This window comes from uncultured Paracoccus sp., assembly GCF_937873615.1.
In the GTDB taxonomy this organism is placed as follows: domain Bacteria; phylum Pseudomonadota; class Alphaproteobacteria; order Rhodobacterales; family Rhodobacteraceae; genus Paracoccus.
Genome location: NZ_CALMYP010000067.1, coordinates 120,129 through 143,233 on the forward strand (window position 1 = coordinate 120,129; position 23,105 = coordinate 143,233).

General features: G+C 66.5%; 26 protein-coding genes. 4 read left to right on the plus strand and 22 right to left on the minus strand.

The window, feature by feature from the left end:
• Positions 1–9: 9 nt before the first annotated feature.
• The 11 genes from Q0330_RS17440 to ndhC form a co-directional block, all read right to left on the minus strand.
• Positions 10–411, minus strand: a complete 402-nt coding sequence (locus tag Q0330_RS17440) for a DUF5333 domain-containing protein (protein ID WP_299482529.1) — start codon at positions 409–411, stop codon at positions 10–12.
• Positions 412–535: 124 nt separating this feature from the next.
• Positions 536–1,015, minus strand: coding sequence for a hypothetical protein (locus Q0330_RS17445; protein WP_299482532.1), 480 nt, complete (start codon positions 1,013–1,015; stop codon positions 536–538).
• An 8-nt stretch (positions 1,016–1,023) separates the two neighbouring features.
• A complete protein-coding gene (gene nuoF / locus Q0330_RS17450; RefSeq protein WP_299482770.1) occupies positions 1,024–2,319 on the minus strand; it encodes an NADH-quinone oxidoreductase subunit NuoF in 1,296 nt (431 codons plus the stop codon).
• Positions 2,320–2,328: 9 nt separating this feature from the next.
• Positions 2,329–2,559, minus strand: coding sequence for a DUF5337 domain-containing protein (locus Q0330_RS17455; protein WP_299482535.1), 231 nt, complete (start codon positions 2,557–2,559; stop codon positions 2,329–2,331).
• Positions 2,559–3,506 carry a hypothetical protein gene (locus tag Q0330_RS17460; protein ID WP_299482538.1) on the minus strand — a complete coding sequence of 316 codons (948 nt, stop codon included), beginning with the start codon at positions 3,504–3,506 and terminating at the stop codon, positions 2,559–2,561. Before Q0330_RS17460 ends, Q0330_RS17455 begins: the two co-directional genes overlap by 1 nt.
• Before the next feature lie 29 nt (positions 3,507–3,535).
• Positions 3,536–4,588, minus strand: a complete 1,053-nt coding sequence (gene nuoE / locus Q0330_RS17465) for an NADH-quinone oxidoreductase subunit NuoE (RefSeq protein ID WP_299482541.1) — start codon at positions 4,586–4,588, stop codon at positions 3,536–3,538.
• A 97-nt stretch (positions 4,589–4,685) separates the two neighbouring features.
• Positions 4,686–4,829 carry a hypothetical protein gene (locus Q0330_RS17470; RefSeq protein WP_299482544.1) on the minus strand — a complete coding sequence of 48 codons (144 nt, stop codon included), beginning with the start codon at positions 4,827–4,829 and terminating at the stop codon, positions 4,686–4,688.
• Positions 4,826–6,061, minus strand: a complete 1,236-nt coding sequence (locus Q0330_RS17475; protein WP_299482547.1) for an NADH-quinone oxidoreductase subunit D — start codon at positions 6,059–6,061, stop codon at positions 4,826–4,828. The genes Q0330_RS17470 and Q0330_RS17475 overlap by 4 nt, the downstream gene beginning before the upstream one ends.
• Positions 6,062–6,120: 59 nt before the next feature.
• Positions 6,121–6,747, minus strand: coding sequence for an NADH-quinone oxidoreductase subunit C (locus tag Q0330_RS17480; RefSeq protein WP_299482550.1), 627 nt, complete (start codon positions 6,745–6,747; stop codon positions 6,121–6,123).
• Between the two features lie 3 nt (positions 6,748–6,750).
• A complete protein-coding gene (locus tag Q0330_RS17485; RefSeq protein WP_299482553.1) occupies positions 6,751–7,284 on the minus strand; it encodes an NADH-quinone oxidoreductase subunit B in 534 nt (177 codons plus the stop codon).
• On the minus strand, positions 7,275–7,640 hold the full coding sequence (ndhC, locus tag Q0330_RS17490) for an NADH-quinone oxidoreductase subunit A (protein WP_299482556.1): 366 nt from the start codon (positions 7,638–7,640) through the stop codon (positions 7,275–7,277). The genes Q0330_RS17485 and ndhC overlap by 10 nt, the downstream gene beginning before the upstream one ends.
• Before the next feature lie 259 nt (positions 7,641–7,899).
• On the opposite strand from ndhC, the gene Q0330_RS17495 reads away from it, so the two are divergent.
• On the plus strand, positions 7,900–8,154 hold the full coding sequence (locus Q0330_RS17495) for a GlsB/YeaQ/YmgE family stress response membrane protein (protein WP_299482559.1): 255 nt from the start codon (positions 7,900–7,902) through the stop codon (positions 8,152–8,154).
• 75 nt (positions 8,155–8,229) lie between these two features.
• On the plus strand, positions 8,230–9,858 hold the full coding sequence (locus tag Q0330_RS17500) for an MFS transporter (protein WP_299482562.1): 1,629 nt from the start codon (positions 8,230–8,232) through the stop codon (positions 9,856–9,858).
• Positions 9,859–9,989: 131 nt separating this feature from the next.
• On the opposite strand, the gene Q0330_RS17505 is transcribed toward Q0330_RS17500, so the two are convergent.
• The 3 genes from Q0330_RS17505 to Q0330_RS17515 are packed head-to-tail and all read right to left on the minus strand — an operon-like array spanning position 9,990 to position 12,014.
• Positions 9,990–10,889, minus strand: coding sequence for a DMT family transporter (locus Q0330_RS17505; protein ID WP_299482565.1), 900 nt, complete (start codon positions 10,887–10,889; stop codon positions 9,990–9,992).
• Positions 10,882–11,418 carry an adenine phosphoribosyltransferase gene (locus Q0330_RS17510; RefSeq protein WP_299482568.1) on the minus strand — a complete coding sequence of 179 codons (537 nt, stop codon included), beginning with the start codon at positions 11,416–11,418 and terminating at the stop codon, positions 10,882–10,884. The genes Q0330_RS17505 and Q0330_RS17510 overlap by 8 nt, the downstream gene beginning before the upstream one ends.
• Positions 11,415–12,014 (minus strand): flavin reductase family protein, encoded by a 600-nt coding sequence (locus Q0330_RS17515; protein ID WP_299482571.1) that lies wholly within the window; start codon positions 12,012–12,014, stop codon positions 11,415–11,417. Before Q0330_RS17515 ends, Q0330_RS17510 begins: the two co-directional genes overlap by 4 nt.
• Before the next feature lie 125 nt (positions 12,015–12,139).
• Between Q0330_RS17515 and Q0330_RS17520 the strand changes: the two genes are divergently transcribed.
• The gene (locus Q0330_RS17520; protein WP_299482574.1) at positions 12,140–12,742 is read left to right on the plus strand and encodes an N-acetyltransferase; all 603 of its coding nucleotides are present in this window, start codon (positions 12,140–12,142) and stop codon (positions 12,740–12,742) included.
• A complete protein-coding gene (locus Q0330_RS17525; protein WP_299482577.1) occupies positions 12,699–13,499 on the plus strand; it encodes an EcsC family protein in 801 nt (266 codons plus the stop codon). Before Q0330_RS17520 ends, Q0330_RS17525 begins: the two co-directional genes overlap by 44 nt.
• 10 nt (positions 13,500–13,509) lie before the next feature.
• Here Q0330_RS17525 and Q0330_RS17530 read toward each other — a convergent pair whose 3' ends face one another.
• The 8 genes from Q0330_RS17530 to thrC are packed head-to-tail and all read right to left on the minus strand — an operon-like array spanning position 13,510 to position 23,105.
• On the minus strand, positions 13,510–15,030 hold the full coding sequence (locus Q0330_RS17530; RefSeq protein WP_299482580.1) for an AAA family ATPase: 1,521 nt from the start codon (positions 15,028–15,030) through the stop codon (positions 13,510–13,512).
• A 43-nt stretch (positions 15,031–15,073) separates the two neighbouring features.
• A complete protein-coding gene (locus Q0330_RS17535; protein ID WP_299482583.1) occupies positions 15,074–16,669 on the minus strand; it encodes a dipeptide ABC transporter ATP-binding protein in 1,596 nt (531 codons plus the stop codon).
• Positions 16,666–17,481: an ABC transporter permease gene (locus tag Q0330_RS17540; protein ID WP_299482586.1), complete on the minus strand. Its 816-nt coding sequence runs from the start codon at positions 17,479–17,481 to the stop codon at positions 16,666–16,668. The genes Q0330_RS17535 and Q0330_RS17540 overlap by 4 nt, the downstream gene beginning before the upstream one ends.
• A complete protein-coding gene (locus Q0330_RS17545; protein WP_299482589.1) occupies positions 17,478–18,419 on the minus strand; it encodes an ABC transporter permease in 942 nt (313 codons plus the stop codon). The genes Q0330_RS17540 and Q0330_RS17545 overlap by 4 nt, the downstream gene beginning before the upstream one ends.
• Positions 18,420–18,461: 42 nt before the next feature.
• Positions 18,462–19,874 carry an FAD-binding oxidoreductase gene (locus Q0330_RS17550; protein WP_299482592.1) on the minus strand — a complete coding sequence of 471 codons (1,413 nt, stop codon included), beginning with the start codon at positions 19,872–19,874 and terminating at the stop codon, positions 18,462–18,464.
• Between the two features lie 5 nt (positions 19,875–19,879).
• A complete protein-coding gene (locus Q0330_RS17555; RefSeq protein WP_299482596.1) occupies positions 19,880–20,464 on the minus strand; it encodes a GNAT family protein in 585 nt (194 codons plus the stop codon).
• Positions 20,464–21,726, minus strand: coding sequence for a pitrilysin family protein (locus Q0330_RS17560; protein ID WP_299482599.1), 1,263 nt, complete (start codon positions 21,724–21,726; stop codon positions 20,464–20,466). Before Q0330_RS17560 ends, Q0330_RS17555 begins: the two co-directional genes overlap by 1 nt.
• Positions 21,723–23,105, minus strand: coding sequence for a threonine synthase (thrC, locus tag Q0330_RS17565; RefSeq protein WP_299482602.1), 1,383 nt, complete (start codon positions 23,103–23,105; stop codon positions 21,723–21,725). Before thrC ends, Q0330_RS17560 begins: the two co-directional genes overlap by 4 nt.

Here is a 23,105-nt window from a genome sequence, read left to right on the forward strand (position 1 = left end):
TCAACGTCCTTACTTAGCCACCAGTAGCGAACCGGCGACCGACTTGCTTGCGATTTCGTTCCGTCCGATGCGGCAGTAGGATTCGGCATCCCCCTTCGCCGCCCCGTTACGGGTCAGATAGTCTTCGGCCGCGGCATAGATCCGGGCCTTGTCCTGCTTGCTGTCCAGGAATGCGTCGATCTGGGCCGAGGAATAGCCCTTGTCCTGCGCATAGCGTTTCAGCGCGCGCGCCTGGGTCCAGGCATAGACGATACGCGCGTCGATGGACGGGCATTCGCGGCGCACACGGTCAGCCACGCGCGCGGCGATCAGCCGGTCATTGACGTATTTTTCCTGCGCCAGCGGCTCCAGCGCCAAGGCGGGCTGGGCCAGAACGGCAGCGGTCAGGGCGGTTGCGATCAGTTTCTTCATGGCTCGTGCCTCCATTTGCTTATGGATGCAGCCATAGCACGACCCGCCGCGCCCGGCCCGACACGGTGGGGTGAGGGTGCCGTGATGCCCTGCCCGGTCGAAAGAAGATATGCGGCCCGAACGCTCATGCCCCGGCCCCCTCGGCCGCCGGGCGGCACCAGTTATAGAAGCTCCACGCGGCATTGCTGCCGGTCTCGGCGGCGGAGGAGAAGCGCGCCGGCGAAATCGAGCGTTTGTCGGTGAAGGTATGGCCCAGTCCCCGGCAATGGCTTCCAGCCGCCGCCAGCGCATCGTTCAGATCGTCGGCGGTTTCCGAGAATTGTCCCTGCGCCCGGCTGACCGCCAGATCGTAATCGACCACCTCGCGGGGCTGCTCGTCCTTCGCCGGATTCGTCGTCGGCATGAACACGGACGGAACCGCCAGCATCTCGACCAGATAGGTCTTGCCACCGACAGAGACCTGCTGCGGCGCGGGCAGGATAAGTGTCTCGACCGGTTCGCCGCCATCCGCTGCGGCGCAGGCCGCCAGCCCGGCAAGACACAGCACAGCGAAGGCAGACCGCCCCCGCCGCACCATGTTCGCATATGCCGGAATGCCGATCATCGCCTGTCTTACTCCGCCGCCATGGCGCCCATGCGCCCGGTTTTCTTGGCTTTCAGGCGGTCCTCGATCTCCTCGCGGAAATTGCGGATCAGGCCCTGGATCGGCCAGGCCGCCGCATCGCCAAGGGCGCAGATCGTATGGCCTTCCACCTGCTTGGTGACGGCGAAGAGCATGTCGATTTCCTCGACCTCGGCCTCGCCGGTGACCAGCCGTTCCATCACCCGCATCATCCAGCCAGTGCCTTCGCGGCAGGGCGTGCACTGACCGCAGCTTTCATGCTTGAAGAATTTCGACAGCCGCCAGATCGCCGCGATCACGTCGGTGGACTGGTCCATGACGATCATGCAGGCGGTACCGAAGCTGGATTTCAGCTCTCGCATACCGTCGTAATCCATGATCGCGTTTTCGCACATCTCGGCGGTCAGCACCGGGCAGGACGCGCCGCCGGGGATGATCGCCTTCAGGTTCTTCCAGCCGCCGCGAATGCCGCCGCCATGCTTCTCGATCAACTCGCGCATCGGGATCGACATCGTTTCCTCGACGACGCAGGGCGTGTTCACATGGCCGGTCAGGCCGAACAGCTTGGTGCCGGCATTGTTGGGCCGGCCGAAGCTTGCGAACCATTCCGGGCCGCGACGCAGGATGGTCGGGGCGACGGCGATGGATTCGACGTTGTTCACCGTGGTCGGGCAGCCATACAGCCCCGAGCCCGCCGGGAAAGGCGGCTTCATCCGGGGCATGCCCTTCTTGCCTTCGAGGCTTTCCAGCAGCGCGGTTTCCTCGCCACAGATATAGGCGCCAGCGCCGTGGTTCAGGTAGAAATCGAAATCCCAGCCCGACTTGGCGGCGTTCTTGCCCAGAAGCCCGGCATCGTAGCATTCGTTGATCGCCGTCTGCAGGGCCTCGCGCTCGCGGATGAACTCTCCGCGCAGGTAGATATAGGCGGCGTGCGCACCCATGGCGAAGCTGGCGATCAGCGCGCCTTCGATCAGCGTATGCGGATCGTGGCGCATGATCTCGCGGTCCTTGCAGGTCGCGGGCTCGGATTCGTCGCCATTGATGACCAGATAGGCCGGGCGGCCATCGGTTTCCTTCGGCATGAAGGACCATTTCAACCCGGTCGGGAAGCCCGCGCCACCACGCCCGCGCAGGCCCGAGGCCTTCATCTGCTCGATGATCTTGTCGCGGCCGCGCGAGATGATCTCGGCGGTGCCGTCCCAGCAGCCACGCGACATCGCGCCTTTCAGCGAACGGTCACCCATCCCGTAAAGGTTCTGGAAAATCCTGTCCTTGTCCTGCAACAGCATCCGTTCTTATCCTTCCTTGCCCGACCGCGCCTTGCCGCGCTGCCAGATACGCCAGGCCACCAGCAGCGACCAGACAAAACCACCCATCGCGGCCAGATCCGCGAGGAACGCATATTTCGAGGGCCAGCCGTAATGCTGCCCGGCCCAGTTCGCAGCCAGCCAGGCGAGCGCAGTCCCCGCCAGGACGAGCGCCACCAGGCGCATCTGTGCCGCATCCTGAGCCGCGCGCTCGACCATCAATAGACCTCGCCCTTGTCGACGCGGCGCGAGAACTCGGTCGAGCCGCCCGCCGCCAGCACTTTCGCCTGCGCCACCCAGTCATCCGAGCGGATGCGGCTGCCCATGCGGCCGATCAGCCCGGCATAGCGGTCCATGTCGGCCTCGGTCCAGGCGGCGATCTGGGCGAAGCCGGTCACGCCGTTCTCGTGCAGAAGCGCCTCAAGCGCCGGGCCGACGCCCTTGATTTCCTTGAGATCGTCCGCCGCCACCTTGGCCTTCTTCGGCTTGGCCGCTTTCGGCTTCTCAGCCTTGGCTTTGGCGGGCTTGGCCTTATCGGCCTTCGGCTTCGCGGCTGGCTTTGGTGCCTCGGCCTTCGGCTCCTTAACCGGCGGGGCACTGGCGGCCAGCGTCACCGGGGTTTCCTCGGCCTCATCGCGGGATGTCAGCGAATCGATCGCCTCACGACCGCGCGCGGCAAGCGCGCCCACCGCGCCCTTGACCGCTTCGCCGGCCTGTTCCAGCTTTTCCTCGGCGCGTTCGAGGATGCTGTCATCGTCGTCGCCGTCATGATCTTCGTGATCTTCATGGCGGTCGTCATCGCCATCGTCGTCATCATCGTCGCGGGATTTGTCGCGCATCTCCTGCAGCGCCTCGCGGCCCTTGGCGACGGCGGCCACGGTGCCCGCCGAAAAGGCCTGGCTGGCCTCGACCACGGCCTGCTCGGCCCGGTCAAGCACAGTGTCGCCCGCCGGCTCGGCGCTCGGGGTCTTGCCCAGAACCTCGGCATCCTCGGCAGCACCGCCGCGACCCGAACAGACCAGCCAGACCAGCAGGTTCCCGAGCAGGAAAAACGCGATCAGCCCCATGACGAGACCGCCGATGAAGCTTCCGTTGAAAATCCACACCAGCAGGCCGAAGACCGCAGCGGCCAGCCAGCAATTGCGCGTGCATTCGTTTTTCAGCATCGTTCCGCCCCGTTCCGGTCCCGGTCAGTCTAGTCGTTCGAGCCCTTGCGTTCCTTGACAAATACCTGTGCCTGCCGGACCCATTCGTCGCGGCTGACGCGGCCCTTGAAGCCTTCGAGATTCTCGTCGACCCAGGCGATTTCCTCGTCGTCCCAATCGGCGATCTGATCGAAATGATAGATGCCGAGGCTGTGCAACAGCTTCTCCAGCACCGGACCCACGCCCGAAATTTCCTTCAGATCGTCGGCCTGCCCGCCCTTCGGCGCTTCCAGCTTCACCGGCTGGCGACCCGAGATCGCGGGCTGACCGGCGGCCCGGTCGTCCCTTGCAGCCGATGCCTCGGCCTTTGCTTCGGCTTTCGCCTTGGCGGCCTTGCCACCCAGCCAGGGTGTCAGGATCGGCGCTTCGGTGCCGTCGATGCGCTTGATCGTGTCCTTCAGATCGACGGCGAGCGCGACCGAGGCATTGTATTTCTCAACCGCCGGGACCAGCCCGGTCAGCGCATTCGCGCCCGACTTGGGTTCAGAGGAGAACCGGCCATCCTGCGGGCCGGGCACCGGCACCTTGCCGGCGGCCATGGCATCGATCAGCTGGGCCAGCTTCTCGGCGGTCAGGTCCTCATAGTAATCCTTGCCGATCTGCGCCATCGGCGCGTTCGAGCAGGCCGCCAGGCACTCGACCTCTTCCCAGGAGAACTTGCCGTCTTCCGACAGCATATGCGCCTGCGGGGCGATCTTTTCCTTGCAGACGGCGATCAGTTCGCCGGCGCCGCAGATCATGCAGGTGGTGGTGCCGCAGATCTGGATATGGGCCACGCTGCCAACGGGTTGCAGCTGGAACATGAAATAGAAGGTCGCGACCTCCAGCACCCGGATATAGGCCATGCCCAGAAGATCGGCGCAATATTCGATGGCCGGACGGGTCAGCCAGCCTTCCTGTTCCTGCGCCCGCCAGAGAACCGGGATCACCGCCGATTGCTGACGGCCTTCGGGATATTTGGTCATCTGCGCCCGCGCCCATTCAAGGTTCGCTGGCGTGAACTCGAACGAGTCCGGCTGGACAGGGCTGAGGCGGCGAAGCATGGTCTTCTATCCGTTCCTTACTGTTGCGATCCGCGCCCGCATTTGCCGCGCGCGCCTTTCGTTTCTGGTTCCGGCCTGACATGGGGCCGGTGAATATCTACTGCGCCGGCGGCGGCGCCTGCGGGTTCAGGACCTGCGGCCCGGCACGTTCCGCCGACAGCCCAAGCTCGGGGTCGCGCTGGCAGGCGGCCAGAACGGCCAGCGACAGGCCAAGCGCGGCCACGATCCCAAGCGCCCTCACCGGTCGACCTCGCCGAAGACGATATCGAGCGTGGCGATGAAGGCCGGGATATCGGACAGCATATGCCCGGTCGCCATCCAGTCCATCGACTGCAGATGCGCAAAGCCCGGCGCGCGCATCTTGGCGCGGTAGGGTTTGTTGGTGCCGTCCGAGACCAGATAGACGCCGAATTCGCCCTTGGGCGCCTCGACCGCGGCATAGACTTCTCCGGCAGGCAGCTTGAAGCCTTCGGTGTAAAGCTTGAAGTGATGGATCAGGCTTTCCATGTCCGACTTCATCGCCGCGCGGCGCGGGGGCGTCAGCTTGCCGCGCGCCAGCACATCGCCGGGCGTCGCCCGCAGCTTGGCGCAGGCCTGCTGCATCAGCTTGCAGGATTCGCGCATCTCGGCCATGCGGACCAGATAGCGGTCATAGCAATCGCCGTTCTTGCCGACGGGAATCTGGAAATCGTATTCCTCATAGCCGTCATAGGGCTGCGACTTGCGCAGGTCCCAGGCCAGGCCCGAGCCGCGCAGCATGACACCGGAATAACCCCAGTTCAGCGCGTCCTGTTCGGTCACGACGCCGATATCGACCAGGCGCTGCTTGACGATGCGGTTCTCGGTCAGCAGCGTATGCAGGTCGTCCAGAAGCTTGGGGAAGGTCTCGCACCAGGCCTCGATATCGTCGATCAGCTCGGGCGGCAGGTCCTGATGCACGCCGCCGGGCCGGTAATAGGCCATGTGCAGCCGCGCGCCCGAGGCCCGCTCGCAGAAGACCATCAACTCCTCGCGGGCCTTGAAGCCCCAGACCGGCGGGGTCAGCGCGCCGATGTCGAGCATGCCCGTGGTCACGCCCAGCATGTGGTTCAGGATCCGGCCGATCTCGTTGAACAGCACCCGGATGATCTTCGCACGCGGCGGAATCTCGACCCCGGCCAGCTTCTCGATCGCCAGGCACCAGGCATGTTCCTGATTCTGCGGCGAGGAATAGTCGAGCCGGTCGAAATAGGGCAGGTTCTGCAGATAGGTCCGCGATTCCATCAGCTTTTCGGTGCCGCGATGCAGCAGGCCGATATGCGGATCGCAGCGTTCGATCACCTCGCCGTCAAGCTCGACCACCATGCGCAGCACGCCATGTGCCGCCGGGTGCTGGGGGCCGAAGTTGATGTTGAAATTGCGGATCGCCTGTTCGTCGGTGCGGGCATCCACGGAACCGTCGTCATAGCTGTTGACGCGAATATCGCCGTCCATGGCTCAGCACTCCTCTTTCGGGGCGAATGGCGGCAGGGCCGGGGTCAGGTGACGCGCGCTCATTGGCCGGCCTCCTTCGCCTTCTCGTCGCCGGGCAGCACATATTTCGCGCCCTCCCAGGGCGACAGGAAATCGAACTGCCGGTATTCCTGCGTCAGCCTGACGGGTTCATAGACGACGCGCTTCAGCTCATCGTCATAGCGGACCTCGACATAGCCGGTGGTCGGGAAATCCTTGCGCAGCGGGAAGCCGTGGAAGCCGTAATCGGTCAGGATCCGGCGCAGGTCGGGATGGCCCGAGAACATGATGCCGAACATGTCGAAGACTTCGCGCTCATACCAGTTGGCACCGGGGAAAAGCCCGGTCGCGGAAGGCACCAGCTCATCCTCGCGGACCGCGACTTTCAGGCGGATGCGCTGATTGCGATACATCGACAGCATCTGATAGACTACGTCGAAACGCGCCGGACGCTCCGGGTGGTCAACGGCGGTGATGTCGGTCAGCGTCGAGAAGCGGCAATTCGCGTCGGATTGCAGGAATTCCAGCACCCGCAGCAGGCCCGATATGCCGACGGTCACGGTCAGTTCCTCGTAAGCCAGATCGGCCGAGATCACCTCGTCGGGGAAGCGGACCTGCACCAGTTCGGACAGGTCGGTCAGGGCGTTGAGATCGGGATAGAGAGCCATGACTTACCTCACCAGCGTGCCGGTGCGGCGAATCCGCCGCTGCAATTGCAGGATGCCGTAAAGCAGCGCCTCGGCGGTGGGCGGGCAGCCGGGGACATAGATGTCCACGGGCACGATCCGGTCGCAGCCGCGCACGACGGAATAGGAATAATGGTAATAGCCGCCGCCATTGGCGCAGCTTCCCATCGAGATCACATAGCGCGGTTCCGGCATCTGGTCATAGACCTTGCGCAGCGCCGGGGCCATCTTGTTGGTCAGGGTGCCGGCGACGATCATCAGGTCGGACTGGCGCGGGCTGGCGCGCGGCGCGGTGCCGAAGCGTTCGAGGTCATAGCGCGGCATCGAGCTTTGCATCATCTCGATGGCGCAGCAGGCCAGACCGAAGGTCATCCAGTGCATCGAGCCGTTGCGGGCCCAGTTGATGATGTCCTCGGTCGTGGTCAGCAGGAAACCCTTGTCCTGCAATTCGCTCGACAGTTCGCGCACCTGAGCGTCGCGGTCAGGGCCGGCGACATTGGGTCCAACCATCACGCCCATTCCAGCGCCCCCTTCTTCCATTCATAGGCAAAGCCCACGGTCAGCACGCCGAGGAACAGCATCATCCCCCAGAAGGCCGCACCCGAAAGCTGATAGAAATTCGCAGCCCATGGGAACAGGAAGGCGACTTCCAGGTCGAAGATGATGAACAGGATCGAGACCAGATAGAATCGCACGTCGAATTTCGCGCGGGCATCGTCGAAAGCCTCGAAGCCGCATTCATAAGCCGAGACTTTTTCCGGGTCGGGATTGCGCACCGCCAGAACTGCGGCCGCAGCCATCAGGATCAGCGCGAGGGCCGATGCCATGGCGATGAACACCAGGATCGGCAGATATTCGGACAGCAGGTAGTCCACGTTGTCAGGCTCCCTTGTGCCACGACCGGGTGAGGGTCGCGTTTGGGTTGGGCTAATGTCCGTTTAGCCCTCGCAGGAATAAGGGTCAACTCGGGCCGGAACGATTCCGGGGGCCAAAAAACGGGTGCGATTGCCGCAGGCGGGGCCTGCAGCGCGTTCAGATCGCTGCAGAAGCCCGGAAACCGGTGCCCGGAACCTCTTGCGCCGGGCCGCGTTCGAACTGAACGGTCAGGCAACAACCGAAAGGAACAGGCAGATCATGGGCATCATCATCGCCATTATCGTCGGCGCCATCGCCGGCTGGCTGGGCAGCAAGATCGTGCAGGGCCAGGGCCAGGGCTTTCTGGTCAATGCCGTGGTCGGCATCGTCGGCGCGCTGATCGCCTCGTTCGTCTTCCCGGCGCTCGGCATGGGATCGGGCGAGGGCAGCAGCTTCATCGGCTCGATTCTCTATGCGACCGTCGGCGCAGTCATCCTGCTGGTGCTTCTGCGGCTGATCAACCGCGGCACCTGAACCGTTCGGCACAGAATGCCCGGCCCCCCCTCATCCCGCTTGCGGGGGGTCGCCATTGCGGGCAGAGTAGCGCGGATGTCAGCCAGAGCCTCGACCTTCGCGCCCTTCCGGCATTCCGCCTTCCGTACCCTCTGGACGGCGACGCTGGTGTCGAATTTCGGCGGGCTTGTGCAGGCGGTCAGCGCCGCATGGCTGATGACGCAGCTGACCTCGAACGCGACGCTGATCGCGCTTGTCCAGGCCTCCAACACGCTACCGATCATGCTGTTCGCCTTGGTGTCGGGCGCGCTTGCCGATATCTTCGACCGCCGCCAGATCATGATGGCAGCGATCAGCTTCATGGCATTGATGTCGGCGCTTCTGGCCTTCGTCGCCTGGACCGGGGCGATCACGCCCTGGGTGCTTCTGGCCTTCACCTTCCTGATCGGTCTTGGTCAGGCGCTTTACAATCCGCCCTGGCAGGCCAGCATGGGCGATCTGGTCCCGCGCGAGGACCTGCCGCAGGCGGTCACGCTGAACTCGGTCGGGTTCAACCTGATGCGCTCGGTCGGTCCGGCGGCGGGCGGCTTGATCGTCGCTGCCTGGGGCGCGGCCATGGGCTTCATCGTCAACGCCTTCAGCTATATCCCGCTGATGATCGCCATGGCGCGCTGGAAGCCGGACTATCCGCCCCGCACCATCGCACGAGAGCCGTTCCTGTCGGCGGTGGGGGCCGGGCTGCGCTATGTCGCACTGTCTCCGAATCTGGTGCAGGTGCTCAGCCGGGCGGGCGCGTTCGGCCTGTCGGCGGCGGCGCTGATGGCGCTGCTGCCGCTGGTGGCGAAATCCCATCCCGAGGGCGGCTCGCTGCTGTTCGGCACGCTTCTGGGCTGTTTCGGGGCCGGCGCGATCATCGGCGCGCTGACCAATACGCGCCTGCGCGCGACCTTCAGCAATGAATGGGTGGTGCGGCTCAGCATGGTGCTGTTCGCGGCGGCGATGATGCTCGTGGGCACGACCGACAATCTCTGGATCCACGGTGCCGCCATGTTCCCGGCGGGCCTTGCCTGGGTGGTGACGCTGTCGCTGTTCAACGTCACCGTGCAGCTTTCGACGCCGCGTTGGGTCGTGGCCCGGGCGCTGGCGCTTTACCAGACCGTCACCTTCGGCGGCATGGCGGCGGGTGCGTGGCTCTGGGGCGCGGTGGCCGAGGCTTCGGGTGTCGATCAGGCACTGATCGGCGCGGGCGTCGCCCTTCTGGCCGCCGCAGCGCTTGGCTTCGTCCTGCCGATGCCCGAGTTCAGCCAGTCCGACCTTTCGCCCGCCAACCGTTTCCGAGAGCCGGAACTGGGCCTCGACCTGCGCGGACGCTCGGGCCCGATCATGGTCATGGTCGATTACCACATCGCCCCCGCCGACACGCGCGAGTTCCTTGACCTTATGGTCAAGCGCCGCGACATCCGCCGCCGCGACGGCGCGCGCTCGTGGGTGCTGCTGCGCGATCTGGAAAAGCCCGACTGCTGGTCGGAAAGCTATCACATCGCCACATGGGACGATTACATCCGCCATAACAGCCGCCGCACCGTCACCGATACCGAAGTATATGAGGCGCTGCGCCGCCTGCATCGTGACGAAGGCAGCCCGCCCGTGCATCGCCTGATCGAACGTCACGACGCCGCCTCTCATGCCGATGTGCCCCTGCGCGGGAAGATCGACGTGCCGTGACGCGCCGTCGCTATTGCGACTGCTCCAGCAGCCAGTCGCGCAGGCCGGGCGCTTCGCCTGATCCTCGGGGCTGGTGAAGGCCTCGGCGCCAAGACCCTGTTCCAGCACCCGCAAGTCACGATAGCGCGCGCTTATCGGCGCGGACGCATTTGTCTGCCGCGCCAGAGGATAAACAGCCCCGAACAGACGATCAGCGCCGAGCCGACCAGCATCGCCGGTCCAAGGCTTTCGCCGAAGAAGATCACCCCGAAGGCGATGCCAAAGAGCAGCCGCGAGTAACGGAACGGGGTCACGGCGGATACCTCGCCCGTGCGCATGGCCTTCATCAGGCAGGCATAGGCCCCGACCCCGGCCAGCACGGCGCCGCCCATGAACAGAAGCGCAGCCGCATTGGGCCAGACGAATGCCGTCCCGTCCCAGATCCCATAGATCACCCCGGCGATGACGATGCCCAGAAAGCCATAGAAACCAAGGATCGCCGTGCCCAGACCGCGCGGCGCGGCGCGGCTGGCCAGATCGCGCCCGGCAAAGCCCAGCATCCCGGTCACCGCCAGCAGCGACATGGCCGAAAAGCTCTCGGTGCCCGGCTGCAGGATGATCAGCACCCCGAGCAGCCCGATCAGGATCGCCAGCCACCGCCTTGGCCCGACCCTTTCGCCGAAGATCAGTGCCGCACTTGCCACCACCACCAGCGGCGTCGCCTGCAGGATCACCGTCGTCGCCGAGAGGGGCGTCAGCGTGATCGCCAGCGTATAGAACAGCCGCCCGACGATCTCGAACCCCATCCTGACCCGCATCGGCCGCGACATCACATCGGCCGAGACCAGCCGCTGCCCGCTGGCCTTGGCGAAAGCGGCGAAAAGCACCGCACCGCCAAGCCCGAAGATCAGCAAGATCTGCGCCGTGGGCAGGGTCTTCGCGGCGGATTTGATCAGCGCATCCTCGACCGCGAAGACGGCCATGGCGGCCACCATCCAGAGGCTGCCGATCAGGTTCGCGCGGTCGTCCGTCGCAAGGGCGGGTTCACGCACCCTCGAACTCGCACAGCGCATGGACCGGCATCTGCATCGCTTCCAGCTTCCGCCGACCGCCGAGTTCCGGCAGGTCGATGACGAAGGCGCAGCCGATCACATCGGCACCCAGCCGGCGGCACAGCTTGATCCCGGCCTCGGCGGTGCCGCCGGTGGCCAGCAGGTCATCGACGATCAGCACACGCTCGCCCTTACTGAGCGCATCGTCATGGATCTCCATCACCGCCTCGCCATATTCCAGCGCATAGGCTTCCGAGATCACCGTGCCGGGCAGCTTGCCCTTCTTGCGGATCGGCACGAAGCCGGTCGAAAGCTGATGCGCCACCGCGCCGCCAAGGATGAAGCCCCGCGCCTCAAGCCCCACGACCTTGTCGATCTTCTGGCCGGCATAGGCGTGCAGAATCTGGTCCACCGCCATGCGAAAGCCGCGCGCATCGGCGAAAAGCGTGGTTACATCGCGGAAGATGATCCCCTCATGCGGGAAGTCATAGATGCTGCGGATGTAATCCCTGACGGTCTTCTGGGTCATTCCGGGCGCTCCATTTCAAAAAGATCGTGCACGGCGGCATAATCCCTGTAGCCCAGACGCGTCAGCCAGCCATCCTTCGACAGATCGAAGCGGCCATCGCGGATGCAGTCGTCGCGCAGATGCACGCCGGTCACGGTGCCGATGACCAGCCAGTTCGCCTCGCCCGGCAGGCGTTGGATCCGGGTCGAGCGGCATTCCAGCGACGCCGGCGCAGCGGCGACGCGCGGGCAGTTGATCGTGGTGCACTCGGCGGGCTCGATCCCTGCTGCCTCGAACTCATTGACGCCGGCGGGCAGTGGTGCGCTCGACGCGTTCATCTGGTCCTTCAGCGCGGCCGAGGCGATATTGACGCAGAAAACCCCGGTCTCGGCGATATGGGCCAGCGTGTCCTTCATCCCCGGCCGGTCCGGCTTTGCCGAAGTCGAGGCGAACATGACCTGCGGCGGAACGTAAGCCACGGCATTGAAGAAGCTGTAGGGCGCCAGGTTGTCGCCGTCGCCCCCCCGGGTCGAGATCCAGCCGATGGGGCGCGGCGCGACAATGGCGTTGAACGGGTTATGCGGCAGGCCGTGGCCGGCTTCGGGTCGATAGAACATGACGCCTCCTGATTGCGCCGCGCATCCTGCCCCTGCCCCGCCCCAGCGTCCACCAGATTCTTGCAACTGACGCGGGACGTGTTACGCATCGCGCCGGGAATGCGCGACAGGGTGGGAACAGGCGGTTGGAACTGTGCGAGGAAAAGCCGGAGGATTGGCACGAGGTCGAGGCGCTGATGGACCTGTGCTTCGCGCCGGGCCGGACGGCGCTGTCCTCCTATCGGTTGCGCGACGGGGTCGATCCGGTGCGCGGGCTGTGCCTGCTTCTGCGCGCCGACGGTGCCATCCGCGCCGCGATCCGCTTCTGGCCGGTGCAGGTGGGCGGCCAGCCGGTGCTGCTGCTTGGTCCCATCGCCGTGCACCCGACCGCGCAGGGCGAAGGCCTTGGCGCCTGGCTGATGCAGGAAAGCCTTGGCCGGGCGCGCGCCATGGGCTGGGCGCGGGTCATGCTGGTGGGCGACGCGCCCTATTATTCGCGCTTCGGCTTTCAGAAGCTGGAAGCGGTCGAGATGCCGCCGCCGACCAATCCCGACCGGGTGCTGGGGCTGGAACTTCAACCCGGGGCCTGGATTGGGGTGGAAGGCCCGGTGATGCGCGCGAGCGGTCTTGAAACCGCGCCCGCGCATGACAAGGTTGAAAGGGCCGGCGATTGCCGGGATGTCGAGCCGCGAAAGGAAGCGCCCGATGGCCGAAGCCAAGCAGGTCGTCCTGCCCCCGATCACGGATGAAACCGTCCTGAAGGAGGTCGACCGCCTCGCCCGGCGCTATGTCGAGGCGCGCGGGCTGGCGATGGACATCCTCGACCGGGTCGGCGGCGGCGGCGAACAACTGATCCAGCGCCTGCCCGAGTTCATGCGCAAGCGGATAGACGGCGCCGTCGCCACGGCCCTGAACCGGACCTTCCGTCTGGCCTCGGCCTCGCGCGGGGTGCTGCGCGACCGCGGCGACTGGTTCAACCGGCTGGGCACGACGGCGGCTGGCGCCATCGGGGGTGCCGCCGGCATCACCGGCGCCATCGTCGAGTTGCCGATAACGGTCACGATCCTTCTGCGCGCCATTCTGGAGATCGCGGACGAACACGGGCTCGATACCGAAAGCGACGAGATCCGGGCCGAGGCCCTGCGCATCTTCGCCACCGGCGGCCCGCTGGAGGAAGACGACGGCACCGATACCGCGCTGCTGGCGGCGCGCCTTGCGATCAGCGGGCGCACGCTGCAATCTCTGGTCACCCGCTTCGCCCCGCAGATCGCCACGCGCATGTTGACCAAGATCGGCGCGCAGGCGGTGCCGGTGCTGGGCGCCTTCGCCGGGGCCGGCATCAACTATACCTTCGCGCGCTACTATCAGGAGCTCGCCCGGGTCCAGTTCGGCCTGCTGCGCCTGTCGAACGAGACCGGCATCCCGCGCGAGGCGCTTGTCGAGCGGTTGCAGATGCGCATCGAAGCGCTGGAAAACAGGCTGCCGGCGGCGAAGAAGGCGTCCTGAGGCCCCGGCCTCACCCCTCGGCGGCCAGCAGTTCCAGCGGCGTCGCCGGCACCTCCAGATCCTCCACGCTGAGCGGCCCCGAAGGCCGCGCCAGCCGCGCCCGCACCACCCAGTGCAGCCGCTCCTGGGCACGGGTGATCGCCACATAGGTCAGGCGCTTCCACAGGGGAATCCCCGCCTCGGAGCGGCCGGACCAGGCGGCAGCCGAGATATCGGGGCCGAAGACCTGCACATCGGGCCATTGAGAGCCCTGCGCCTTGTGGATGGTCACCGCCGCGCCATGCAGGAAACTCGCGCCCATGCGGGCGGCAAAGGGGATGAAGGGCTCTTCCTCGTCCGGGGTCTCGATCTTCACGATACTGGCCGCCGAAAGGCGCGGATCCTCGGCCCCGATCACATGCAGGCGCGAAAATCCGGGCTTCTTGCCGGGGCCGAGATAGACCACCTGCGCCCCTTTGATCAGCCCCCGCGCCTCAAGGTCGATGCGCTTGTTGCGGTGCTTCAAGGGCAGTTCCAGCCCGTCGCAGATCAGCGGCTCGCCCGGCAGAAGCTGATCGCCCGGCGCGCCATGGGCGGCGCGGAAGGCGGTGATCAGCCGGATCCGCGTCGCATTGCGCCAGACCAGCACCGGGCTGCGCGCCATCAGGTCGCTTTCCACGCGCTCGGCCCAGATCACCCGGGGATCGCTGGCGGCGGCCTCGCGGACCATGCGTTCGAAGCCCTGAAAATCGAGGTTATCATCGGCCAACGCATGGGCCAGATCGAGGATCGGGCTGTCCCCGGCCTGACGGTGGATGCGGTTCAGGACCAGTTTCTGCGGCGCGGCCAGCTTGTCGAAGACCATTTCGCCCGATTGCCCCACCGGCGCCAGCTGCGCCGGGTCGCCGAACAGGATCAGCACGGGAAATATCTCGCGCAGGTCGTCGAACTGGCGTTCGTCCAGCATCGAGCTTTCATCGACCAGCCCGATATCGAGCCCGTCCTCGCGCCGCTTCCAGCCCTGAATGAAGTCCGAACCGCGCAGCCCCGCCGCCGCCAGAGCGCCGGGGATCGAGGCATGAAGGTCATAAAACGCCCTGGCCCGGTCGAGCGCGGTTTCGCTCAGCCCCTCGATCACGGGCCTGTCGCCGGTGCCGGTCAGCCAGTCGGCGATCCTTTCGTATTCCGGGTCATAGACCGGGGTATAAAGGATGCGGTGAATGGTCGTCGCCGGCACGCCCCGCATCCGCAGCACGAAGGCCGCCTTGTTCGTGGGCGCCAGCACCGCGACGGTGCGGCGATCCTTGCGCCGCTTGCCCTCGTAATCGCCGCTGATTATCTCGACCCCTGCCTCGCGCAGGGCCTTGGTCAGCGCGGCGAGGATCATGGTCTTGCCCGACCCCGCCTTGCCGATCACCGCCATCACCCGCGCCTTGCCGGGCTGGGGCGGCAGGATTTCCTCGGCGGTCAGGTCGATGCCGGCGCCCTCCAGCACCTCGGACAGGCTATCCCAGGCTTCGGCCTGATCGGGGGAAAGGGCGGGCAGGGTCATGGGCGACTGCCTAGCGCGCCAAGGCAGCAAAGGAAAGCGGCCCTCAGCCGGGCGGCGCCTCGGGCGCCCAATCGGGCGGCACCTCGGGCATGGCGGCCATCAGGCGCTGCGTGGTCGGGTGCTGCGGCGCGTCCATGACCTGCAGGGTCGGGCCTTCCTCGACGATGCGGCCCTTGTCCATGACCAGCACCCGGTCGGTCACGCCGCGCACGACACCGAGATCGTGGCTGATGAACAGATAGGCCATGCCGTGGCTTCGACGCAATTCGGCCAGCAGGTCCAGCACCTGCGCGCGCACGCGGACATCGAGCGCGCTCACCGCCTCGTCCAGAACGATCAGCTTCGGGCGGATGATCAGTGCGCGGGCGATGGCGAGGCGCTGGCGCTGACCGCCGGAAAATTCGTGGATATAGCGCCGCGCGGCGGAAGGCTCGATCCCGACCTCGGTCAGAGCCTGTGCCACGCGGTCGCGCCAGTCGGGCGGGCGGCCGGTCAGGAAGAAGGGCTCGGCCACCAGCCTTTCGACGCGCCAGCGCGGGTTGAAGCTGCCGAACGGGTCCTGAAAGACCACCTGCAGCTTGGCGCGCAGCGCGGCGGGCATCGCCGCCCCCGCCGTCACCCCCTGCCCGTCCAGCCGGATCTCGCCGCCCTGCAACGCGTCGAGGCCAAGGATGGCGCGGGTCAGCGTCGACTTGCCGCAACCGGATTCGCCGACCAGCCCGACCGATTCGCCGTCCTGAATATCCAGGCTGACCCCGTCCACGGCCCGCAGCACCGGATGCGGCGCGAAGGTCGAGGGGCGCGGCAGCACATATTCGCGCAGCGCATCCCGGACCGAGAGGATCGGCGTGTCATCCACCCGTGCCGGCACCCGTTCCGGCGCATGGCGCGAGGCGGCGAAGAGCGCGCGGGTATAGGGGTGGGACTGGGTGCGAAACAGCGCCTCGGTCCCGCCCTCCTCGACCACTTTGCCATCCTTCATCACCGCGACATGATCGGCGATCCCGGCCACCACGGCGAGGTCATGGGTGATGAGAAGAAGCGACATCCCCTCGGTCCGCACGAGGTCGCGCAGCAGGTCGAGGATCTGCGCCTGCGTGGTTACATCCAGCGCCGTGGTCGGCTCATCCGCGATCAGCAGATCCGGGGCCTCGGCAATCGCCAGTGCAATGGCGACGCGCTGGCGCTGCCCGCCCGAGAGTTCATGCGGATAGAGGCCGAGCGGAAAGCGCGGCTCGGTCAGGCCGACGCGGTTCAGCCGGTCGCGGGCGCGGGCAAGCGCCTGATCCTTCGGCAGGTTGTGATGGATGCGCAGCACCTCGGCCACCTGATCGCCGATATTCATCAACGGGTTCAGCGCCGTCATCGGCTCCTGAAAGATCATGCCGATGCGGTTGCCGCGAATCCGGCACAGTTGGTCCTCGGGCAGGTCCAGCAGGTTTTGTTCGTCCAGCAGCACCTCTCCCCCCGCCGTCGCGCCATGCGGCAGCAAGCCCATGATCGCCAGCGCCGTCATCGACTTGCCCGAACCGCTTTCGCCGACCAGCCCGGCGATCCGCCCCGGTTCCAGCTTCAGGTCCACGTCGCGCAACACGGCGCGGCCATGGATGGCGACGGACAGGTCCCGCGTCTCGATCATGCCTGCATCACCTTCAGCCGCGGGTCGAGCGCGTCGCGCAGCCCGTCGCCCAAGAGGTTCAGCCCCAGCACGGTCAGGAAGATGCAGAGGCCCGGAATGACGGCGACATGGGGGGCGAGGGTGACGAAGGTCTGCGCCTCGGCCAGCATCCGGCCCCAGCTTGGCGTCGGCGGCTGCGCGCCAAGGCCGACATAGGACAGCCCCGCCTCGGCCAGGATGCCAAGGCTGAACTGGATGGTGCCCTGCACGATCAGCAGATTGGCGATATTGGGCAGGACATGTTCGACGCTGATCCGGGCGCGGTTCTTGCCGGCGACGCGGGCGGCGCGGATGTAATCCAGCGTCCAGATCGGCATCGCCCCCCCGCGCGTCACCCGGGCGAAGACGGGAATGTTGAAGATGCCGATGGCGATGATGGCGTTGACCGCGCTCGGCCCGAAGGCGGCGGTGATCAGGATGGCGATGACCAGCGAGGGGAAGGCGAAGATCAGGTCGTTGCCGCGCATGATGACCTCGTCGATCAGGCCGCCCCGATTGGCCGCCGCGACCAGCCCCAGGGGCACGCCGAAGCCCATGCCGATGCCGACCGCGACAAGCGCCACCGCGATCGAGGTGCGCGCGCCGACCATGACCATCGACAGGATGTCGCGCCCGAACTGATCGGTGCCGAACCAATGCGCGGCAGAGGGCGGCTGCAGCTTGTTCGGCACATCCATCTGCAGGATGTCGTAGGGGGTCCACAGGAAAGACATCCCCGCCGCCAGCACGGCGATGCCCGCAAGGATCGCGCCGATGATCAGGGTCCACCTCATCTTGCGCGCAGCCTCGGGTCGACGGCGGCATAGGCCATGTCGACCAGAAAGGTGACCAGAATCACCGCCGCGACCAGCACCAGCACCGCCGATTGCACCACGATCAGGTCGCGCTGCGTGATCGCCTGAAAGATCAGCCGGCCGAGGCCAGGCAGGTAGAAGACATTCTCGATGATGATCGCCCCCGCCAGCAGGAAGGAAAACTGCATCCCCATGATGGTCAGCACCGGGATCAGCGCGTTGCGCAGCGCATGGCGGCGCAGCGACTGGCCCCGCGTCAGCCCCTTGGCGCGGGCGGTGCGGATATAATCCTGATCCAGCGTCTCGATCAGGGCCGAGCGCAGCACGCGCGCGAGGATTGCCGCCTGCGGCAGCGCCAGGGCCACGGCCGGTAGAAGCAGCGAACGCAGCGCCGCGACGGGGTGATCCCAGCCGGCAAAGCCGCCCGCCGGCAGCAGGCGCAGCCTGACCGCGAACAGCAGCACCAGCAGCATGGCGAACCAGAAATTCGGCAGCGCGATGCCGATCTGGGTCAGGCCCATTACCGTAGTATCGCCCACCCGCCCCCGGCGCGAGGCGGCGAAGATGCCGACCGGAAAGGCAATCGCCACCGCCAGCGCCAGCGCCATGACCGCCAGCGGCAAGGAGACCTGCATCCGATCCGCGATCATCCCGGCGACCGGGGTCTTGTAGGTGAAGCTCACCCCCAGATCGCCGCTCAGCACCGCGCCCAGCCAATCGGCATAGCGGATCGGCAAGGGCTGGTTCAGGCCCAGCTGGTCACGCAGGGCGGCCAGCGTGTCGGGCTGCGCGCCGGTCCCCAGCATGAAGGTCGCCGGATCGCCCGGCACCATCTCGACCAGCAGGAAGATCGCCATCGAGGCGACCAGCAGACTGAGCGCAAGCGAGACGATACGGCGGGCGAGGTAACGCAGCATGGGCGGAAGGCTAGGGCCGGCCTGCCGGTCGGGCAAGTCCCCTCACGCCAGCACCGCGCCGGGATTCATGATGCCAAGCGGATCAAGCGCCGCCTTGATCGCCCGCATCGCCGCCAGCCGCGCCGGATCGCCCCAGCGTTCCAGATCGGCGACCTTCAACCGCCCGACCCCGTGTTCCGCCGAAAAAGAGCCGCCGCGCGCCACGACCATCTCGTGCACGGCCTCCTGCACGCGCTTGCGGATATGGTCGTATTCGGCGCGGTTGCGGCCCCGCGCGGGGAAGACGTTGTAATGCAGGTTGCCGTCGCCCAGATGGCCGAAGCAGTTGATGCGCATGTCGCCCATCGCCGCCAGCATCGCGCCTGCATCGGTGATAAAACGCGGCACTTCCGACAAGGGCAGCGAAATATCGTGGCTGGAGATGGAGCCGATCAGCCGGTTCGCCTCGGGGATTTCCTCGCGCAGGCGCCAGAATTCGGTGGCCTGCTGGCCGGATTGGGCGATCAGACCGTCCTCGACCAGGCCCGCCTCGGCAGCGGCTTCGAACAGGGTTTCCAGCGCCGTGTCGGGGGCAAGGCCGGAGGGCAGGCCGATCTCGATCAGCACCATCCAGTCGGGGGGCGTGTCGAAGGGCTGGCGCAGGCCGGGCATGTTTTCGATCTGGAAGCGCGGCCCCTGCGCCGAGATCAGCTCGAACGCAGTCACGCAATCGCCAAGCTGCCGGCCTGCCAGCGCCAGCAGTTCCAGCGCCGCCGCCGGGTCCGGCACCACCATCAGCGCCACGCCATTGGCGGCAGGCGGCGGCACCAGCTTCAGGCTGGCGGCGGTGATGATGCCAAGACTGCCCTCGGCCCCGATCAGCAGGTCGCGGATATCATAGCCGGTATTGTCCTTCCGAAGCCGCTTGAGGTCGCGCAGAATGCTGCCGTCGGGCATCACCGCCTCGACCCCCAGACAAAGCGCGCGGGCGGTGCCGTAACGCAACGCGTTCACCCCGCCGGCATTGGTCGCCATGACCCCACCGATCTGCGCCGTCCCCTGCGAGGCGAGCGACAAGGGGAACAGCCGCCCCGCCGCCTCGGCCGCATCGCGGGCGGCCTGCAGGGTCACGCCGGCCTCGGCCAGCATGACGTTTTCCTCAGCGCGGACCTCGCGGACCGACTGCATCCGTTCCAGCGACAGGATCAGCGGCGCCGGACCGCCCTGCATGACCTGCCCGCCGACCAGCCCGGTGCCGCCGCCAAGGGGGACGATCCCCACCCGCCGCGCGGCACAGGCGCGGACCACGGCGGCGGTTTCCTCGACATTGCGCGGCGCGGCCAGCAGGCCGGCATGGCCGTGATAGCGGCCACGGGGTTCTTCCAGATGGCGCGGCTCGATTTCGCGCAGCACGCCTGCCGGCAGCGCGTCTGCCAATGCCGCATCTGCCGGGTTCAGTTCCGCACCATTCGCCATTTCAGCTATCCCGCATCCGTCCTGCCGCGCCTGTCATTGCGCAGGTTGGCATAAAGCACATGGGTGCGCCACCGGCCATTGATCTGCAGATAGCTTTGCGCCACGCCCTCATATTTGAAGCCGGCCCGTTCCAGCGCCGCGCGCGAGGCGGCGTTGTCGGGCAGGCAGGCGGCCTCGATCCGCGACAGTTCCAGCACCGTGAAGGCATGGCGCACCACCGCGCCGATGGCCTCGGCCATATAGCCCTGACGGGCATGGCGCGCGCCGATCCAATAGCCGATGGTGGCCATCTGCGCCGGGCCGCGCCGGATATTGTCCAGCGTGATCGCGCCGAGAAGCGCACCATCGACCAGCCGTTCCATGAAGAAGGGAATGGCGCTGCTGTTGCGGCTGGCGCGCTGCGCCCAGTAGACCCGATTGGTGAAGGCCTTGCGCGACAGGTGATCGGCGGACCAGGACGGCTCCCACGGGGTCAGGAAGTCGCGGCTTTCCTCTCGCAGGGCAGTCCAGGCATTGAAATCGGAATGCTGCGGCAGGCGCAGCGCCATCCGTTCGGTCTCCAGCCGGATCGGACGACGCCGCCCGAACATCAGGCAGCGAGCCTTTCGATCAGCGCATCCAGCGTCGGCGCGCGGTCGACGGGGCCGTAAAGCGCCATGGCCGGCTGCCGGGCGATCAGCGCCTCGGTATAGCGGGCGATATCGGCGCGGGTCACCGCGTCCAGCCGTGCCGCGGTCTCGGCGGGTTCGGGCACCCGGCCCCAGATCGCCAGCGAGCGCGCGATGCGTTCGGCCTGGCCAGAGCTGCTTTCCAGCCCCATCAGCGTTCCAGCCTTCAGCTGCGCCTTGGCCCGCGCGATTTCGGCATCCGACAGATCCTCGGCCGAGCGCTTCAACTCGTCCACGGTCAGGGTGGCAAGCTCGGCGATATCCTCGGCGGCGGTGCCGGCATAGACGGTCATCATGCCGGTATCGTCGTGGAACCCCGATTGCGCGAAGATGGTATAGCACAGCCCGCGTTCCTCGCGGATCTTCTGGAACAGGCGCGAGGACATGCCGCCGCCCATCGCCACGGTCCAGATCTGGGCGGCGTGGTAATCGGGCGAGAGATAGCCCGGCCCTTCGAAGGCCAGCGTGAAATGCGCCTGTTCGAGATCCTTGATCCGCCGCGTCTCGGCCCCCCGCCAGCGGGCACCGTCGCGCGCGGGCGCGGTACGGCCGGTCAGGTGACCGAAAATCCCCTCGGCCTGACGAACAATGGCATCGTGATCGACCGCGCCTGCGGCCGCGAGGATCATCTGGCCCGGCCCGTAATGCTCGGTCACGAAGCCCGACAGATCGCTGCGCCCGAAGCTCGACACCCGCTCGGCCGGGCCGAGGATGGTGCGGCCGATGGCCTGATCGGGATAGGCGGCCTCCTGCAGCCAGTCGAAGATGATGTCGTCGGGCGTATCCAGTGCCTGCCCGATCTCCTGCAGGATCACGCCGCGCTCGACCTCGATCTCGCGCGCATCGAAGGACGGGTTCAGCACGATATCGGAAATCACATCCAGCGCCAGCGCCGTATCGGCCTCCAGCACGCGGGCATAGTAAGCGGTCGTGTCGCGCGAGGTATAGGCGTTGATATAGCCGCCGACATCCTCGATTTCCTCGGCGATCTGCAGGGCCGTGCGGCGCGCCGTGCCCTTGAAGGCCATGTGTTCAAGGAAATGGGCAATGCCGTTCTGCTCGGCCCGCTCGTCCCGGCCCCCGGCCGTGACCCAAAGGCCGAGCGTCGCCGAATGCAGCCCGGGCATGTTCCGGGTCACGATGCGCAACCCGTTCGGCAAGGTGGTGATATTGGTATCGCTCACGCAGTCCTCCGTTCAAGGATCAGCGATTTAAGCGCATCGACATCATTTTCAATACGGGTCTGGCGTTCGGGCCTGTCGAACAACCCCGCCATATGCGGCGGCAGCGCCGGACGGAGGCCCACGGCCTGTTCGACCGCATCGGGGAATTTCGCCGGATGGGCGGTGGCCAGCGTGATCATGGGCGTGCCCGCGCGCAGATGTTCGCGCGCCACCTTCACGCCGACGGCGGAATGCGGGCAGAGGATTTCGCCGGTCTCGTCGCGGATCAGGCGGATCATGTCGAGGGTTTCGGCCTCGGAGGCCCGGCCCGAGGTGAAATCCTCGTGCAGCGCCTGCAGCGCGCCCTGGCTGATGGTGAAGCCGCCGGCTTTCAACTCGTCCATGATCTGACGGATGGCCCCGGCATCGCTGCCATGGGCCCAGAACAGTGCCCGTTCGAAGTTGCTGCTGACCTGAATATCCATCGAGGGCGAGATCGAGGGCGCCACCTGCCCGACCCGGTATTCGCCGGTCGTGAGCGCGCGGTGCAGGATATCGTTCTGGTTGGTGGCGATGACCAGCTGGCCGATGGGCAGGCCCATGCGCTTGGCCACCAGACCCGCCAGAATATCGCCGAAATTCCCGGTCGGGACGGTGAAATCGACCTCGCGCCCCGGCGCGCCCAACGACACGGCAGAGGTGAAATAATAGACCACCTGCGCCAGCACCCGCGCCCAGTTGATGCTGTTGACGCCGGCCAGCCCAACCTCGTCGCGGAAGGCGTGGTCGTTGAACAAATCCTTCAGCCGGGCCTGACAATCGTCGAAATTCCCTTCCAGCGCGAGGGCGTGGACATTGGCGTCCCCGGGCGTAGTCATCTGGCGGCGTTGCACTTCGCTGACCCGGCCATGCGGGAACAGGATGAAGACATCGACATTGTCGAGCCCCCGGAACGCCTCGATCGCGGCCGAGCCGGTATCGCCCGAAGTCGCGCCGACGATGGTGATCCGCTGGCCAGAGCGCTTGAGCGCGATCTGGAACAGCTGACCGATCAGCTGCATGGCGAAGTCCTTGAAGGCCAGGGTCGGGCCGTGGAACAGTTCCAGCAGGTGATGACCCGGCGCGAGCTGGCGCAGCGGCGCGCGGGCGACATGGCCGAAATGCGCATAAGCCGCATCCAGCGCCTGCCGCAGTTCCGCGTCTGAGAAGCTTTCGCCAAGGAAGGGCTTGATCACGCGCAAGGCGGCCTCGGCGTAAGGAAGGCTTTCAAGCGCCGCGATATCCGGCAGTTGCGGAATGGTCTCGGGCAGGTACAGCCCGCCGTCGCGGGCCAGCCCGGTCAGCATTGCCTGTTCGAAGTTCAGCACCGGGGCCTCGCCCCGCGTCGAGATGTAACGCAT